This window comes from Chlorogloeopsis sp. ULAP02 (assembly GCF_038404745.2).
Classification (GTDB): domain Bacteria; phylum Cyanobacteriota; class Cyanobacteriia; order Cyanobacteriales; family Nostocaceae; genus Chlorogloeopsis.
This window is the reverse complement of the sequence record NZ_JAYKTT020000071.1, coordinates 16,000-31,877: the sequence shown is the minus strand read 5'-3', so window position 1 is coordinate 31,877 and position 15,878 is coordinate 16,000. Positions and strand designations below refer to the sequence as shown.

Sequence of the window (15,878 nt, the reverse complement as noted above, 5' to 3'; positions counted from 1 at the left end):
TATCTCCGATGGATTAATGTCGCGGGTATCCTCTATCCCTAGACAGTTTGAAAGGCTGCTAAATTTATAGGTAAAAGCCAAATTGTTATTGTTAAATAATTTAAATGTCACAGATTATGTCTTCTCAACGCTTACCATTTTTATTATTTTTATTACCTCTGCTTTTAGTAGGAATTATTTTTTGGGTAACTAGTGATTTAGTGACAAAACAACTATTGAGTCTCCCTTACAGAACCTTCGATAAGTTACAAGCTGACCAACTTCCACAGGCACAACTCAAATTAAGTTTTAAAATTGTTGCTGTCGAAATTGAGAAAGAAGAAAAATTTACTCAAATTGAAATTAAAACAGAAAATTCCATAATTAAAAAATTAGAGTTTGAATTTTTTAACTCTAACCTCAATTCTTATGAATTAGCGATCGCTCAAAAATTGGGATTTGATTCTAACATCAGAAATCTTAAATCTCCAAGCCAATTAAAAATAGAAATACCAGTGACTTTAAAAGTTATTAAAGCTGAAATTAACCACGCTCAGGGATTTAGTTCTGTAGAAGTTAAAACTGCTAATGACCCTTTAACAACGTTAGAATTTCTGCTTCCATTTACTGATATCAACCTAGTAGAAATAAGGACTGCTCAAGTACTGAATTTATCTATAGAAGAAGTTAGGAATCTCATCCGTTATCAAATTAAAAAATAAATATTTATATAGCGTACAGATGCTAAGAAAAGTTCAACATCATGGGTGATTGCATATTATATATAATCTGGATGTAAAATCCCACAAGACTTTATCACCACTTGTGATGGATGTATTTAGGTGGATTGTGGAGCAAAAGAATTTTGTCTTAACAGGCTATTGAGGTAGAGATGTGTACGCCAACGTGATCGCTTAGTTGCAAATATTAAAAAAATTCCTACAATATCTAGAAAAGAAAAACAGTAACTGTTACACATCTTCCTAAATTAGCTAGATGTTTACAGATACTTTTTGACAACCTTGGTAAAGCTGTTGTATTTATGACTCTTTCATCCCGCTTTCATGCAATTGTTGGCCTTATAGGTACTTTGACGCTACCATTGCTACAAATTGAAATGGCGATCGCTTCACAAGCAACGCCAGATAACAAGGTAAAAATAGATTGCCAAGGCAATAGGTACAGTATTTTTACTAACACTTCTCAACCACGTGCTTCAGTACAATCAGCACAACTAGCACAGCCAATCCCTTTTCAACAATTCAAACCTATACAAACCATTTCTAATTCCAGGTTATTGAAGCGATCGCCTAAAGAATTAATAGATGAAGTTTGGCAAATTATTTACCGTCAGTACGTAGACAGTAGTTTTAATCGAGTTAATTGGCAAGCTGTTCGTCGTGAATACTTAAGCAAATCTTACAACAGCAAACAGGAAGCTTATAAGTCCATCCGGGAGATGCTCAAAAAGCTAAACGATCCATACACCCGGTTTATGGATCCACAGGAGTTCAAGAATCTGCAAACGGAAACTTCTGGTGAATTGACAGGTATTGGTATTCAAATAGGTTTAGACGATAAAACCAAACAACTAATTGTGATTGCTCCTATTGAGGATACACCCGCTTTTAAAGTTGGGATTCTAGCAAAAGACATTATTCTCAACATTAACGGTAAAAGCACACAAGGGATGGATACCGATCAAGCTGTATCCTTAATTCGAGGTGAACCGGGGACTAAAGTTAACCTGACAATCTTGCGCAACGGGCAACAAAAAAAATTTACAATTACACGAGCGCGGATTGAAATTCATCCTGTAGAGTTTTCCCAAAAGCAATCTCCGGTAGGCAATATCGGCTATATTCGTCTCAAGCAGTTTAGTGCAAATGCTGCTAAAGAAGTGCAAGACGCAATTCAAAACTTAGAAAGTAAACAAGTAACTGGCTATATTCTGGATTTGCGAAATAATCCTGGTGGATTATTCTCCTCTAGTGTGGAAATTACTAGAATGTGGCTTAATAAAGGCGCGATCGTCTCCATGATTGACAGGCAGGGTGAAGTAGAACGAGAAGTGGCAAACGGACGCGCTTTGACAAATAAACCCCTGGTTATATTGGTGGATCAAGGTAGCGCCAGTGCCAGCGAAATTGTTTCTGGTGCTTTACAAGACAATAAGCGTGCTGTTTTAGTTGGTAGTAAAACATTTGGCAAGGGTTTAGTACAATCAGTGCGTTCCCTTGACGATGGTTCGGGAGTAACAGTAACAATTGCCAAATACCATACTCCCAGTGGCAGAGATATTAACAAGCAGGGAATTCTTCCAGATATAGCTGTGAATTTGAACGATAAACAACGACAAAATTTATGGCTTCAGGAACGAGAGAAAATCGGCACCTTAGCAGATCCTCAATTTGCTAGAGCAGTAGAAGTGTTGGGCAAATTAAAAACATAAACTACCTTTGCGGTGGACTAACTTTGGATAGAAGTAGGCTAGCACAGCAATATCTACTATTTAATCTAGTGTTGCTTATGTTTGCTATGTCTTTTGTGCCTCACTTAGATCTTCGCCGCAAAGAAATCCTCCGCGGTGTTCTTGCCGTTTCTATCATCATCGTCGGTATCACTCATTTTATTAGACCAGAGCAATACGCCCGTATTGTACCACCATCGTTTCCGCCATTTGCGTCTGTGTACATCAGTGGTGTTTTTGAGATTTTAGGTGGCGTTGGTTTAATGATTCCATTTGTGAGTGTGGCAGCAGCATGGGGATTAATCGCTTTGTTTATTGCGGTGTTTCCTGCCAACATTTACATGACTTTGCACAATATTGAAGTTGAGGGAATTCCCCATAGCCAGTTGCTTTATTTAGTAAGACTACCCTTCCAAGCATTATTAATTGCCTGGGCATACTGGTACACTCGCAATCCAGAAACACAAGTAGGAGCGTCGGAAGTTGTCAAAGAAGTAAGAAAAGCCAAGGCAAGCGGGTAATGGCTTATGCCATCTCCAAGCGCCGCACCGTTTGAGATTTTCTACTACTACTTGTAAGGTGGGCACTACCCACAACGTAAAATAAGGGTTTGGAGAGAGTTAGGCACTGCCCACCCTACAAAAAAATAATAGGAGAGAAAAGGCTCCTAGTAGCGTTTTCCTTGCAGAACTTGACTACTAATACAATAGACTTTTTGCAACAATCACGATTTAGGTTAATTACAACCACAGATAGACACCGATAAACATAGATTTTATCTGTGTCCATCTGTGTCCATCTGTGGTCGATTTCTTTGAATATAGAATGAGTGCAAGAGGTTTAATGCACTATTTTAGCTGTGCCATACCACTACTACTACTTGTAAGTTGGACACTGCCAACAACTTAAAAATAAAGGTTTGAGGAAAGTTAGACAGTGCCCACCCTACAAAAATTGCCGGCTAGAAGTCAATTAAGCTTCAAGTAATCACAGTTGGTTTTTCCATGCCTGTCAATGCGCGTACCTGGGCAACTTCATCTGCGATCGCTATTAAATCTGCAAGGCTTTGTTGCGGATCGAGATCGTGCTTGCTCGGATCGGGTTCATAGCTTTCTAAATAAATTCGCAGCGTCGCACCTTGGGTGCCAGTGCCAGAGAGGCGGTAGACAATGCGAGAACCATCAGTAAATCCAATTCGGATGCCCTGATTTTTACTTACACTACCATCTACGGGATCTGTGTAACTAAAATCGTCGCTGTATTCTACCTCGCGATCGCCAAATTTTTTCCCTTTAAGATTGGGAATTTGCTCGCGCAGTTTGGTAATCAATTGGTTAGCGCGATCGCTATCTACGGCTTCGTAGTCATGACGCGAGTAGTAATTGCGACCATATTTTTGCCAATGTTCCCGCATCAGTTGCTCGACGGGTTGTTGTTTAACTGCTAGGATGTTCAGCCAAAATAACACTGCCCACAATCCATCCTTTTCACGGATATGATTAGAACCAGTACCAAAGCTTTCCTCTCCACAAAGAGTGATTTTACCTGCATCCAGCAAATTACCAAAGAACTTCCACCCCGTTGGTGTTTCGTAACAATCGATACCCAAACTAGCAGCAACTCGATCAACGGCTTGACTGGTGGGCATAGAACGCGCCACTCCTGCGATACCATCTTTGTAGCCTGGAACTAGGGTGGCATTAGCTGCTAGAACTGCTAAACTATCGCTCGGTGTGACAAAAAATTTGCGTCCCAAAATCATATTGCGATCGCCATCGCCATCGGAAGCAGCACCAAAGTCGGGAGGATTCTCACCAAAAAGTATCTCTACTAAATCGTGAGCATAAACCAAATTTGGATCGGGGTGTCCACCGCCAAAATCCTCTAGTGGTGTACCATTTTTTACTGTACCTGCGGGTGCGCCTAATCTCTGCTCAAATAAAGCATGGGCATAGGGGCCAGTCACTGCGTGCATTGAATCTACGCACATCCGAAACTTGCCACTAGTCAGCATTTCTCGGATTCGGTCAAAGTCAAATAGGGACTCCATCAATTTTTCGTAGTCTTGTACAGAGTCAATGACTTCTACTACCATATCTCCTAATTTGGATTCACCTAAAGTATCCAAATTTACATCAGGAGCTTCCAAAATTTTATACTTATCTATGACTTTGGTTTTCTCAAAAATTGCTGCTGTCACCTTCTCCGGTGCGGGGCCGCCATTACTAGTATTATATTTGACGCCAAAATCTCCATCTGGGCCGCCGGGGTTGTGGCTGGCAGACAAAACTATACCGCCAAAAGCGTTGTACTTACGAATTACGCAGGAAGTTGCCGGCGTAGACAAGATACCTCCACGACCAACCTTAACCCGTCCAACACCATTAGCAGCAGCCATTTTCAGGATGGTTTGAATCGCTTGCCGATTATAGTAGCGACCATCACCGCCCAAAATCATGGTTTGCCCCTGGTAATCTTCGATACTATTAAAAATCGATTGAATGAAATTTTCAAGATAGTGGGGTTGCTTAAACGCAGAAACTAATTTTCGCACACCGGAAGTGCCTGGTTTCTGGTCTAAAAAAGGTGTAGTCGCAACTGTTTTAATGTTCATTGGAATACATCGCTATCTGGGAAGTGCAAGCAGTAAGCCTTCGGCCGAAAGCTATCTTACATTTTGACAGGGAAAGTATCCTTTAAACATCGTTCTTGTCATGCTGTGATTTTTCTTTCCACTGAGTGTTGCACGTAGAACGGAAAGCAAGCAATTAATTTATTGATCAGAAATACCAGCTAAACTCTGTTCCTAGACTATGCCTACATCATCTGGCTTACCAACAAAATTACAAACTTCAAGATTACTACAGGATTTCTTACAAAAACATTCAGGAGAGCGTATTTACCTAAGAGATTTACTAAGTGAGTTGAATAATCGGGCTTTTGCTCCCCTAATATTTATTTGTGCGTTACCAGAAGCGCTGCCACTACCTGTTGCTGGAGTTTCTGCGATTATTGGCATACCTTTAATGATTGTATCGGCACAGTTAGTCTTAGGTTTTTCCAAGCCTTGGCTACCGAGATGGATTGCAAATCGCTCCTTTAAACGCAAAGATTTTGAGAAAGTTATCAACAAAATTCTGCGTTACCTACAAAAATACGAAAAAGTGATTCGCCCACGCTGGCGATTTATTAGTTCTCCTCTCGCACAGCGCCTGTTGGGCTTATTGTTTCTTGTTCTTGCTTTTGTGATTGCTCTGCCTATCCCTTTTGGTAATCTGCCGCCTGCCGTCACAATAGTTGTCATTAGTCTCGGCATAATTGAGCAAGATGGGGTGGTGATCGTTTTGGGTGTTTTGGCAGCCTGTGCAGTACTTGTAATTATGACAAGTGCGATCGCGGCTTTGTTATCTGCGGTACTTGTACGTTTGCGTTAGTGGCAGAGGATAGGGGATAGGGAATAGGTGATAGGGGATAGGAGACAGATGAGTTTAATGGTTCTGTTCCCTTTTAATAGCGATCGCCTATTCAAGCAAAACAGGCAGACAAAGCCTGAATCCCGTCTACCCATAAAATTAATTACAAAAATTCATTACAAAATTTCTTTGCAATTTATTGTTGTAACTTATATAAATGATTTTCCAATAACGATGCGATCGCCTCTGGATGTACTTTTTTGTATTCTTTATGCCCAAGTTGTAATATGCAGTTGGGTGCGTTGTTACAACGCTTTAAACAACCAGTAGTTTCGATAACGACTTGATCTTGAAGCCCACGTTCGCACAAAGTCTTCTCTAATTCTGAGAGTAAACCTTGACCACCCCGTTTGCGACAGCCAGACTTTTGACATACCAAAATTTTGGCTTTCGGTGGCGGGGGCATTTTTTGGCTTGGGCAAATACCAAGTGGCTTTACCCCATAGACTTTAAATTTGATTTTGCCTGTGTGAGAGTTTAACTTACTCAAACCAAAGACGCTAATGATTTCACCGATTTCTAGATATTGATTGAGAGAACAACGCAACTCCTTGGGAATTTTCAGTCGCACTTCTCCAGATGTGATCGCCACTCGCAAGTATTTACACGATCCTGATGGATCGCCCACAAAACCAAGGAATTGCCCCTCAAGGTTAAACTCCGATAAGGTTAGGTACTTATTGCTCATTTTCTACTTTGGATTTGAGGTTATTCACAATTAATAGCTAATAGCTAATAGCTAATAGCTATTAACTAAGTAGCTGTCATAAACTGCGCACACCAGAACGCATAACAAAACTTTCTTACCTTCTGCCTACCTACGGAAGCCGTACCTACCCTACCCTGCGGGAACCCCTTTCGGGGAACGGGAACAGCTTCGCTGAACGGAAGCCGCTAGCTAACGCAACGCCTGACGGCGAACGCGTCTACCGCGTCTACTGCCTTCTACCTTCTGCCCTCTGCCTTCTGATTATTCCCTATTTATGCAAGACGTTTTGCTTCAAAAGTTTGAGGTAATACTAGCGGATCTGGTAAGTTAGTAAATAACAGTTCCCAACCATTTGCTAAAGTAAAAATCTTGCCATCGGCTCCATCTGTTTCTTTAACAACTTCCTCTTCCAAATCTTTTTTGGCAACGTAAACCATTAAAGTACCAGTGTTATTTTTGCGTAGCATTACCTTCATTATCTTTAGCCTCTACAAGTTCTAGTTCTTTTGCACGACAACCGATGATGAACCCTGTATGTAAGAAATGCACTGCATAAATATAAGACCTTTGTAAAAAGGTACCTATACTAGCTACATAACCGATATCTCCGATATTTGCTAATACTTTTCCAATTTCTTGTCCAGGAAAAGTACCATCATTTTTAATGAGTTTGCGAACTCGGACTTTGTCACCTATTTCAAAAGCTGGTGCGTCATCTAATTCAAATTCATCCGATGGCATGAGAGTATCTCACTTCTTTGACTAAATTCAACACTTCTTGTGCGCTTAAGCTGCGTTTTTTCTGAACTGATCGTTTCCGCACAGCATCTAAAACATACTGGCTTTCTTCTACACTGAGAGTGATGCCATGCTGTAGTAGTAAATTAGATAGTAAATGCCTGCCAGAATGCTTACCTACAACTAAACGCCGCTCCCAACCCACCTCTTCAGGTGCAAATGGCTCATAGGTAGAGGGGTTTTGCATGACGCCATGGGCATGAATACCAGATTCGTGAGCAAAGGTGTTTTCGCCGACAATTGCTTTCCAGGGCGGTACACTGCAACCTGATGCCGCTGCTACCAGTCGAGATAGTTCTAACAAACGCCGAGTCTCGATACCGACATCGAAACCGTAAATGCGCTTGATTGCCATGACAACTTCTTCTAAAGCCGCATTGCCTGCTCTTTCACCCAATCCGTTTACCGTTGTATTTACTGACATGGCTCCGGCTTTAATTCCAGCCAGAGCATTGGCGGTTGCCAAACCAAAATCATTGTGGGTGTGAATCTCCACAGGAATCATCAAAGCTGCGACTAAGCGATTCACTTTTGTATATGTGGTAAACGGATCGAGAATGCCAACGGTATCGCAGAAACGAAACCGCGATGCACCCCATTCTTGGGCATAATGAGCTACATCAAACAAAAAGTTGTCATCGGCTCTAGAAGAATCTTCTCCTCCTACTGCAACCCAAAGACCGCGATCTAAAGCAAAGCTGATACTATCTTTGAGTTGTTGTAACGTTACTCGCCATTGACCATGAAATTTAGCCGCTATTTGAATTCCAGAGACAGGAATAGAAATATGTACTCGCTCCAAGCCACAAGCCAAGGAAGCTTGAATATCTGAGATGACGGCACGGTTCCAGCCTAGCAAATTTGCAGACAAACCTAAGTCAGAAATGACTGCGATCGCTCGCATTTCTTCCTCACCCATCGCTGGAATACCGACTTCTATTTCGTGAACGCCGATAGTGTCAAGAAATTTTGCGATCGCTACTTTTTCTTGTAAGTTAAAAGCAACACCTGCTGCTTGTTCGCCGTCACGCAAAGTCGTATCATTAATTAAGACCTGATTCATTGCAAAAATACCTCTTAGGCAATGTTTTTCGTACCATTTCTGGTCTAATGCCCTGAAAAATTACTGGTAACGAGCAATGACTTAATAAACGATGAAGGATGAAGTATTAAGTATGAATTAATAAAATATTTCATCCTTTATCCTACCCTTCAAGAAGCCGCCCTAGCGGGCGTCTACATCATTTAGCTTTTAACTTCATTCTTACTCGATTACCAACTTGCATTCTGTATGACAACAAACCAGGAATGAGTATAAATTAAGAATTATTTTTTCCAGAAGGATGAGAGATTTCATCGAGTAGTATATAGCTCATGTATGTATTGGCAACTCCTGAGAAAATTAATAAGCTCAGTCCAGCAATTAAAGTACAAATCATAGTATTAGCCTCAAAGTGAATGTCAATTTTTTAGTGTGCTAAGTAGAAGGCAGAGGGCATAAGATAAAAGGCTGTTTCCATTTACTTTCTAGATGTAGAATCAAAAATTATCTAATTAAACTTGTTCTTCTAGCCAATCAAAAATCCGCTCTAACTGCTCTATATCTACAAATCCATACTGCCAAAGCAGCATTGGTAATGGGCCATTTTCCAACTCACGTTTTCGCAAAGCTACAGCAATATCCCTTCTTGTCAATTCGAGTTCTTCTTGCAAAAAATTAATAAATTTTATATCAGTGTTACAGTTAACCATAAGAGAAGATTTGACAAAAAGTGTGAAGTAATAAATGTCATGAATTGTGTTAGTTAAATAATCACAACTGCCAACATTGCTCTAACCAATCGATTAATTCTTGCCGAGAAGCCACAAATTGCTTGACAGTACTGTGAACAAGAATTACTGTTAAACAACTATTCACTTGTACTCGCAAAGAACCATCAGGGTGACACGAACACGGAACCATTAACTCTTGCAAGCGGTGATAGATTCGCCAGCGATCGCTTAAAGGAATCTGCAAAATATGATCGCCCAAGGCGTTAGAACTACTGTGTTGTAACATTCTTCATTTGTTGGTAATGTGTGGTTGGTGGAAACAAAAAACGAAAACAAATAACTACAAATAATTACCTTCTGCCACGCCACGTGCTACAACGTGTTTAACCCCCAAGGGCGCAGTGGCTCCTCTGCCTTCTTTTAAAGTTTGCACTTGTTGTTCGAGTTGCTCTATGCGTTCTAGCAAAGAGCGAATTACACTCGCCTCTACATCCGGAAGCTTGTTATGTTCCAAAGGAGAGAGACTAACAGACTGCTTGCGGGAAATATTACGTCCAGGAATTCCTACTACAGTGCAATCAGCGGGGACATTCCGCAACACAACCGAACCTGCACCGACACGAACGCGATCGCCAATATGAATATTGCCCAAAACTTTCGCACCGGCACCCACAACGACGTTTTTGCCTAAGGTGGGGTGGCGCTTACCTGTTTCTTTTCCAGTGCCGCCGAGGGTGACACCTTGATAAATTAAGGTGTAGTCCCCAACAATCGCAGTTTCGCCAATGACAACACCCATACCGTGGTCGATAAATACCCCTTTGCCAATTTCTGCTCCTGGGTGAATTTCAATTCCAGTCAAAAATCTTCCCAAGTGAGAAATTAGGCGAGGCACAAAAGCCACCTGACGAAGATGTAACCAGTGGGCAAGACGATGCAAACAAAGAGCATGGAATCCCGGATAGCAAAATAACACCTCTAACCAATTACGTGCTGCCGGATCACGCTCGAAAATTATGCGAAAATCACTTAATAATGGCTCAAACAAAACGCTAGCAACAAAGGATTGCTTTTTTTCGGTATTTGCACCATCCAGTGTTTGTGCAATTTTGGTTTTCCGGATCGGCTCTAAGGTCTGTGGCATCGGTAATGCTCTGATAAAAAGCAGTGCGCTATTTTCTGCTTATATCAGGCACCTTGTGATCGGTTAGTACATCCGATGTTGATTGGATTTATTGGATTGATTAAGCTTGTACTCACAAGCCCCAACCCCGATTTAATGGAAATTTAAAATTTTTGTGGGGGGAGGGGTGTTAGTATTTTTAGGATGGGGGTCCTAGTATTTTTGGGTGAAGGCTTAGGTATTTTGGTACTCAATGTCAAGCCCACTTTTTTAGGATTTTGCAACGATTGAGCAAAATATTTTTGCATAACTTAACGTGTACTCAACCGTGCAGAAATATGCGGTTTGTAATACGAACAGTAAAAATTCTGTATAGCCAGTTACTATCCTTATTTTATTAGTTTGTCGGTGAAAAAACAAGTCGAATTAGGGAATAGGAAGAGGACGCGGGGACGCGGGGAGGGGGAGACAAGGGGACAACCAACCACTAACCACTGTACGGGCGGGTTTAAAAGATAAATTGTCTGTTTCAACCGAAAGGTAATCAGCAAAACTCGCCCCTACTATCTACTGTACGGGCTGGTTTAGAAGATAAATTGTCGGTTTTAACCGTTCATATCATCAATAAAACCCGCACGCCAGTTGCTACAACGCGGGAAACCCGACGCCAGTTGACGCCAGGTGCTACAACGCGGGGAACCCGACGCCAGGTGCTTTATGCCGGGGAACCCGTCCACCCTTCGGGTACCCTGTGGGAACGCCTCCGGCGTACAGCAGTCCCCCAAACTCCTTCGGAGACGCTACGCGAACGCCGGAAACCGCCAAGACGGGGGCTGCTTCACCGCACTGGCTCCGCAAAGCACTGGCTCCCCTACTAACCAATAAATAATAATCCCTAAGGGCAGGCACAAGGTATTGCTTCTACTATCAACTGGCGATCGCGATCACAATCTTTCCTACGGCACGTTCGCTTTCACTGTAGTTATGAGCAGCGGCTAATTCTTGGAGGGGATAGGTGCGATCGATAACAGTGCGTATTTTGCCTGCTTCAATTAATTCATTTAGGTACGCAAAATCTTGAGGGTTAGGTTTTGCAAGCACGAATTTAGCTTTTTTCCCTGGAATCAACGTTGACAATATTCCTGGTAAGATGTTTTGTGGAGTGGGTATTGTAGTAACGTAAATTCCATTAGGCTTAAGAACTTTTTTACAGTCAGCAAAAGACTTTTTAGCAACTACATCAAAAACAATGTCGTATTGAAAAGTATCTTGAGTAAAATCTTGCCGTGTATAGTCAATGATATTGTCGGCTCCCAAAGACTTAACCAAATCTAGATTTTTCGTGCTGCAAACTCCTGTTACCTCTGCGCCAAATACTTTGGCAATCTGCACTGCAAAAATTCCCACTCCACCAGAAGCACCGTTAACCAACACAGTTTGTCCTGCCCTAATTTTACCCAGATCGCGCAGTGCTTGAAGAGCGGTGAGTGCTGCAACAGGCAAAGTAGCTGCTTGTTCATAACTCATATTTTTAGGTTTGAGAGCAGCCTGGTTTTCTTGTATGGCGGCAAATTCGGCATAAGCACCTCCAGGAACTTTAACAGAACCGTAAATTTGATCTCCGATTGCAAAGCGCGTGACTTTAGTACCAACCTCTACCACCTCTCCTGCCAAATCCAACCCTAAAATCATTGGGAATTTGTTACCTGTAATTACTTTCAACATTCCCTTGCGAATTTTCCAATCAATGGGATTAATGCAAGCAGCATGCACTTTAACAAGTAATTGATCGGGTTTAATTTTTGGTGGTGCCACATCTTCATATCGCAACACATCTGCCAATCCGTAGTTATGAATTACAACTGCTTTCATAGTTTTCCTCCGGATACGCTAATTTGCTGACTAGACTAGAAAGCACTTTTGCTAATTACCTTAGTGTAGCGAGATTGGCATTTGAACTTCATACCTAATTAACGCCACAATAAAACAAAGTGTTGGAAAAATTTCATGGCAGATTTAAGTGGTACTTGGCTTGGCACCTACTGGCAAGAAGAAATCCCAACTCGTTTTGAAGCAGTACTCATTCAAAGTGGCAATAGCTTAAGTGGCAACATTTTGGATGATAACTTTCTCGGAGAAGCACAGTTGCATGGAGAGGTTATAGGGCGTCGCATCAGCTTTACTAAAAGCTACTTGACTACTTCACCAGATCCAGTTAGGTATGTTGGTACAATCTCCGAAGATGAAAATTATATGCAGGGAGAGTGGAGAATCAGTAAACACTACTCAGGTTCTTGGGAAGCGCGACGTAGCGGAGAATCTTTGACAGCAGAACTGCTAACTCGCTTGGCAAAGCAGGAGCCAATCGGCTTTAGAGTTCAGTAAACATCTCCGATAACTATCAAAGTCTTGATGTGAAGTAGGGTGCGTTACGTGCTGCTTTAAAGCGATTGATTACCTTGGAATCAATTCCAAGGCTGATAGTCTAAGTTTTTTTAAATTGAAGTTGATAACTTGCACGATTTGATTGAGAACCACAGGTTCTAGTTCTCGTTACCAAGTTGAACCTAGTAACGAGAGTTTCGAGGCTTTCAATCTATATCTTCAGATTGTTAGTTCTCACAGCTCCATTCATCTCGCTATCTTGAGAGTAGAATTCATCAGCAATATAAAAACGGCTGTAGTTATTGGAATTAACTCCATTCACAACCATTCCCAAAACATGTTGCCCAGATTTTTCTAAAAACTCTTTTGTAAATAAACCACTTGCAGTATCAACAACCCCCGGACAAGCAATTAATAACACACCATCAGCCATTTGTCCCAAAGTCGCAGCATCAGCCGCAACCGTTAGTGAAGGAGCATCAATGATTACAAAGTCGTTGTGAACGGCAAAAGTTTCGATCAAAGCAGCCATTTTTTTGGAGTCGAGGAGAGAGGCTGGAGCGGGAGGTACTACACCAGCAGTCAGAACATCCAAATTAGTCATCACAGTTTTGACTGCCATCCTCAAATTTGACTGTCCAACAATTATATTACTTAGACCCTGGTCATTCGATAGTTCCCAGATCCGATGCTGAACTGGACGATGTAAATCTCCATCTACTAGTAAGACTTTACGTTCCATCTGTGCCATAGCGATCGCTAAATTGGCAGCTACCGTTGACTTACCTTCTTTAGGAACAGAACTAGTGACAACAATAACTTTCAGTTCCTTGTCAGCACTCGTAAACATGAGATTAGCCCGCAGCATCCGGTAAGCTTCACTAATAGGCGATCGAGGAGTATTACGAACAACAAGTCTTTCACTATATGGCTCTGGTTCTTCATCGCTACGAATAGATTTGTTCGATTTGCTCCAAGAAGGAATAATCCCTAGTAAGGTAAATCCTAGTAATTCTTTCGCTTCATCAACGGTTTTGATTGATTTATCTCTTACTTCCAAAACATATACAGCTGCTAATGCAACCAGGCTAGCTAATAAGCCTGCACTGAGATAAGAAAGCATCGGAGAAGAAATCGGTTCTTCTGGTACTTCAGCTTTACTGATAATGCTGGCATTCCCTACATTTTGATTTTCTGCAATCCGACTTTCTTGCAATTTTTGTAGTAAAAGTGAGTAGGTAGACTGGGCTGCTTGTACTTTACGTTCCAACTGACGCTGTTGTTGTTCTAATTTAGGTAGATTATTCAGTCGTTGTTTGTATTCAGTTTGTAAGTTTGATAAAGCAGTGGCTTTACTCGCTAATCCCACACGATTTGCTTCTAATTCCACAAGCTTTGCAGAAAGTTGCTGTTGCAAAACTCCAAGTTGTAAGTTTTTGTTTAGTTGTGGTTTATTCGTTCCTGCAACCTGTTTAATTCGTTGTTGTAGTAGCCTATTTAAAGACTGTAATTTTTCTGCTAAGTTTTGAATTTGTGGATGAGTATCTTGTAGAACAGTACGTTTAGCTGCAAGTTGCGATTCTGACTGCTGAATTTCTTTGAGAATATCTTGCACTCCTGAAATTTGGCTAAATGAAGTGACTGTTAATGCCCGCTGAGAGTTCATGCCTAATTGCTTGCGGATTTCTTGAGATTGGGTTTGAACGTCGGCAATTTCAGATTGAGTTGAGTTTATCTGCTGTTGTAATTCTCCAATAATTTCTACTGCCTTACTTGCTTCTTCTTGTAGGGAAACAACTTTGTATTGCTCTTTAAATTTTGCTAGTTCTGCTTCTGCTTGACGAACAACTAATTCAGCATTTGGTAGTTGTTTTTCTAGAAATTTGCGGGCTGCTGAAGCTTCTGATCTCAAGTAAGATATATTTTGATTCAGATAAACTTGCATTAATGTGTTTACAACATCTGCTGTAATTTGTGGATTTGTATCTCGATAAGAAATTTGTATAACATCAGCTCCCTTCACATCTTTGACAGTAAGATTTTTTATAAATAACTTTGATTTTATAAGTCTACCTTTACTATCTACTAGGTTAAGTTGGCTGATAGTTTTTTTCACAACGGGAAGAGAACGTATTACTTCTGCTTCTGTATTCAGAGGACTAGTTTTCTGGTCTTGTACTAATGGTTCTAATTTTCCTATTTCTGTTGATAAACCTGTTAAATAAGAAGTAGTATTTGTTCTTTGAAATCTTAATTTACCTTCTGATAAATAAGAAGGCTTTTTAAAAAATGCCGCTACCCCAAAAAGAGTAAAAACAAAGATAAAAACAATTGAAGTAGGTAACAAACGACGCTTAAATATCAGCCAATAATCAATTCTTGATGAAGTCTCTACAGTGTCCATAAGTTTATTAAGTTCCTTAATTGTAATCAAGTTACATTGCTAAATAAAATTTTGAAATCATGGTTTTTCTTAGTTAGTGAAGGCAGCAATTTAATATCTAAAACCTACTTGATTTCTAATTGTTTACCTTTTTAACAATCTATTTCTTATGTTGCTATGACTTGCAGTAGTGTTTTACAGATAATGAGTAAATCAAAACCCAAACCCATTTGTTCTATGTATTCTATATTTAATTTTAATTTTTGAGGTAAAATTTCATTAATGTAGAAATCCTCTGGATTATGATTGTGATTTAGTAGTTGATTTTCATTCCGAAATTTTATTGAAGCTAAATCGGTTATGCCTGGAAGTACTTCTAAAACTCTACGCTGTTCATGAGTATACATACCAACATATTTTGGTACTTCAGGACGAGGCCCTACTAGACTCATTTCTCCTTTAATAACATTAAGTAGTTGTGGAAATTCATCTATCTTATACTTTCTCAAAATCTTGCCAATTCTAGTAATTCTTTGGTCATTATCAATTGTAATTTGTTGACCTATCTTCTCGGCTTCAAGTACCATAGTGCGGAACTTATATATTCTAAATTCATGCCCAAATCTTCCAACTCTAACTTGTCTAAAAAATACAGTTCCCGGAGAATCTAATTTAATAAATATTGCAACAATTAGAAATAGGGGTAGCAAAATCGTAATCCCAACTAAGGAAAAAAACAAATCAAAAATTCGCTTAGACATAGTTATTTAACAGTTTTTATTGAA

The 15,878-nt window shown here is 40.4% G+C and carries 16 protein-coding genes; 5 read left to right on the top strand and 11 right to left on the bottom strand.

Annotation, left to right across the window (positions count from 1 at the left end):
* Nucleotides 1-116 precede the first annotated feature (116 nt).
* The 3 genes from U2718_RS25045 (at nt 117) to U2718_RS25035 (ending at nt 2,970) form a co-directional block, all read left to right on the top strand.
* Nucleotides 117-701, top strand: a complete 585-nt coding sequence (locus tag U2718_RS25045; RefSeq protein WP_341995980.1) for a hypothetical protein — start codon at nt 117-119, stop codon at nt 699-701.
* A gap of 320 nt (nt 702-1,021) precedes the next feature.
* Nucleotides 1,022-2,431: a carboxyl-terminal processing protease CtpC gene (gene ctpC, locus U2718_RS25040; RefSeq protein ID WP_341995981.1), complete on the top strand. Its 1,410-nt coding sequence runs from the start codon at nt 1,022-1,024 to the stop codon at nt 2,429-2,431.
* Nucleotides 2,432-2,517: 86 nt separating this feature from the next.
* Nucleotides 2,518-2,970: a DoxX family protein gene (locus U2718_RS25035; RefSeq protein ID WP_341996300.1), complete on the top strand. Its 453-nt coding sequence runs from the start codon at nt 2,518-2,520 to the stop codon at nt 2,968-2,970.
* Between the two features lie 458 nt (nt 2,971-3,428).
* Here U2718_RS25035 and U2718_RS25030 read toward each other — a convergent pair whose 3' ends face one another.
* Nucleotides 3,429-5,063 (bottom strand): alpha-D-glucose phosphate-specific phosphoglucomutase, encoded by a 1,635-nt coding sequence (locus tag U2718_RS25030; RefSeq protein ID WP_341995983.1) that lies wholly within the window; start codon nt 5,061-5,063, stop codon nt 3,429-3,431.
* Nucleotides 5,064-5,262: 199 nt separating this feature from the next.
* Here U2718_RS25030 and U2718_RS25025 point away from each other — a divergent pair, with 199 nt between their 5' ends.
* Entirely contained in the window at nt 5,263-5,883 is a 621-nt protein-coding gene (locus U2718_RS25025) for an exopolysaccharide biosynthesis protein (protein WP_341995985.1), read from the top strand.
* A 175-nt stretch (nt 5,884-6,058) separates the two neighbouring features.
* On the opposite strand, the gene U2718_RS25020 is transcribed toward U2718_RS25025, so the two are convergent.
* The 8 genes from U2718_RS25020 to U2718_RS24985 all read right to left on the bottom strand — a co-directional run bounded on the left by U2718_RS25020 (nt 6,059) and on the right by U2718_RS24985 (nt 12,197).
* Nucleotides 6,059-6,610 (bottom strand): (2Fe-2S) ferredoxin domain-containing protein, encoded by a 552-nt coding sequence (locus tag U2718_RS25020; protein WP_341995987.1) that lies wholly within the window; start codon nt 6,608-6,610, stop codon nt 6,059-6,061.
* Nucleotides 6,611-6,903: 293 nt separating this feature from the next.
* The gene (gene nifT / locus U2718_RS25015) at nt 6,904-7,107 is read right to left on the bottom strand and encodes a putative nitrogen fixation protein NifT (protein ID WP_341995989.1); all 204 of its coding nucleotides are present in this window, start codon (nt 7,105-7,107) and stop codon (nt 6,904-6,906) included.
* Entirely contained in the window at nt 7,082-7,372 is a 291-nt protein-coding gene (locus U2718_RS25010; protein WP_016878473.1) for a nitrogen fixation protein NifZ, read from the bottom strand. Before U2718_RS25010 ends, nifT begins: the two co-directional genes overlap by 26 nt.
* A complete protein-coding gene (gene nifV / locus U2718_RS25005) occupies nt 7,359-8,492 on the bottom strand; it encodes a homocitrate synthase (protein WP_341995993.1) in 1,134 nt (377 codons plus the stop codon). The genes U2718_RS25010 and nifV overlap by 14 nt, the downstream gene beginning before the upstream one ends.
* Nucleotides 8,493-8,983: 491 nt before the next feature.
* The gene (locus tag U2718_RS25000; protein ID WP_289789605.1) at nt 8,984-9,181 is read right to left on the bottom strand and encodes a DUF2949 domain-containing protein; all 198 of its coding nucleotides are present in this window, start codon (nt 9,179-9,181) and stop codon (nt 8,984-8,986) included.
* Between the two features lie 61 nt (nt 9,182-9,242).
* The gene (locus tag U2718_RS24995) at nt 9,243-9,488 is read right to left on the bottom strand and encodes an Asr1405/Asl0597 family protein (RefSeq protein ID WP_341995995.1); all 246 of its coding nucleotides are present in this window, start codon (nt 9,486-9,488) and stop codon (nt 9,243-9,245) included.
* Between the two features lie 54 nt (nt 9,489-9,542).
* On the bottom strand, nt 9,543-10,346 hold the full coding sequence (gene cysE, locus U2718_RS24990) for a serine O-acetyltransferase (RefSeq protein ID WP_341995997.1): 804 nt from the start codon (nt 10,344-10,346) through the stop codon (nt 9,543-9,545).
* Nucleotides 10,347-11,252: 906 nt separating this feature from the next.
* Complete coding sequence (locus U2718_RS24985; RefSeq protein WP_341995999.1) at nt 11,253-12,197, bottom strand: NAD(P)-dependent alcohol dehydrogenase; 945 nt, start codon at nt 12,195-12,197, stop codon at nt 11,253-11,255.
* Nucleotides 12,198-12,332: 135 nt separating this feature from the next.
* On the opposite strand from U2718_RS24985, the gene U2718_RS24980 reads away from it, so the two are divergent.
* Nucleotides 12,333-12,710, top strand: coding sequence for a hypothetical protein (locus U2718_RS24980; protein ID WP_341996001.1), 378 nt, complete (start codon nt 12,333-12,335; stop codon nt 12,708-12,710).
* Between the two features lie 211 nt (nt 12,711-12,921).
* Here U2718_RS24980 and U2718_RS24975 read toward each other — a convergent pair whose 3' ends face one another.
* Together U2718_RS24975 and U2718_RS24970 are read right to left on the bottom strand one after the other, a co-directional pair.
* Complete coding sequence (locus U2718_RS24975) at nt 12,922-15,114, bottom strand: polysaccharide biosynthesis tyrosine autokinase (RefSeq protein WP_341996002.1); 2,193 nt, start codon at nt 15,112-15,114, stop codon at nt 12,922-12,924.
* Nucleotides 15,115-15,260: 146 nt separating this feature from the next.
* Nucleotides 15,261-15,854, bottom strand: coding sequence for a sugar transferase (locus tag U2718_RS24970; RefSeq protein ID WP_341996004.1), 594 nt, complete (start codon nt 15,852-15,854; stop codon nt 15,261-15,263).
* Between the last annotated feature and the right edge of the window lie 24 nt (nt 15,855-15,878).

Coding starts and splice junctions, on each gene's coding strand:
- U2718_RS24995 (WP_341995995.1), bottom strand. CDS start 9,488: ATGTTACAACACAGTAGTTCTAACGCCTTGGGCGATCATATTTTGCAG.
- nifV (WP_341995993.1), bottom strand. CDS start 8,492: ATGAATCAGGTCTTAATTAATGATACGACTTTGCGTGACGGCGAACAA.
- U2718_RS25025 (WP_341995985.1), top strand. CDS start 5,263: ATGCCTACATCATCTGGCTTACCAACAAAATTACAAACTTCAAGATTA.
- U2718_RS25030 (WP_341995983.1), bottom strand. CDS start 5,063: ATGAACATTAAAACAGTTGCGACTACACCTTTTTTAGACCAGAAACCA.
- U2718_RS25045 (WP_341995980.1), top strand. CDS start 117: ATGTCTTCTCAACGCTTACCATTTTTATTATTTTTATTACCTCTGCTT.
- U2718_RS24985 (WP_341995999.1), bottom strand. CDS start 12,197: ATGAAAGCAGTTGTAATTCATAACTACGGATTGGCAGATGTGTTGCGA.
- U2718_RS25010 (WP_016878473.1), bottom strand. CDS start 7,372: ATGCCATCGGATGAATTTGAATTAGATGACGCACCAGCTTTTGAAATA.
- nifT (WP_341995989.1), bottom strand. CDS start 7,107: ATGAAGGTAATGCTACGCAAAAATAACACTGGTACTTTAATGGTTTAC.
- U2718_RS25020 (WP_341995987.1), bottom strand. CDS start 6,610: ATGAGCAATAAGTACCTAACCTTATCGGAGTTTAACCTTGAGGGGCAA.
- U2718_RS24975 (WP_341996002.1), bottom strand. CDS start 15,114: ATGGACACTGTAGAGACTTCATCAAGAATTGATTATTGGCTGATATTT.
- ctpC (WP_341995981.1), top strand. CDS start 1,022: ATGACTCTTTCATCCCGCTTTCATGCAATTGTTGGCCTTATAGGTACT.
- U2718_RS25035 (WP_341996300.1), top strand. CDS start 2,518: ATGTCTTTTGTGCCTCACTTAGATCTTCGCCGCAAAGAAATCCTCCGC.
- U2718_RS24980 (WP_341996001.1), top strand. CDS start 12,333: ATGGCAGATTTAAGTGGTACTTGGCTTGGCACCTACTGGCAAGAAGAA.
- cysE (WP_341995997.1), bottom strand. CDS start 10,346: ATGCCACAGACCTTAGAGCCGATCCGGAAAACCAAAATTGCACAAACA.
- U2718_RS24970 (WP_341996004.1), bottom strand. CDS start 15,854: ATGTCTAAGCGAATTTTTGATTTGTTTTTTTCCTTAGTTGGGATTACG.
- U2718_RS25000 (WP_289789605.1), bottom strand. CDS start 9,181: ATGGTTAACTGTAACACTGATATAAAATTTATTAATTTTTTGCAAGAA.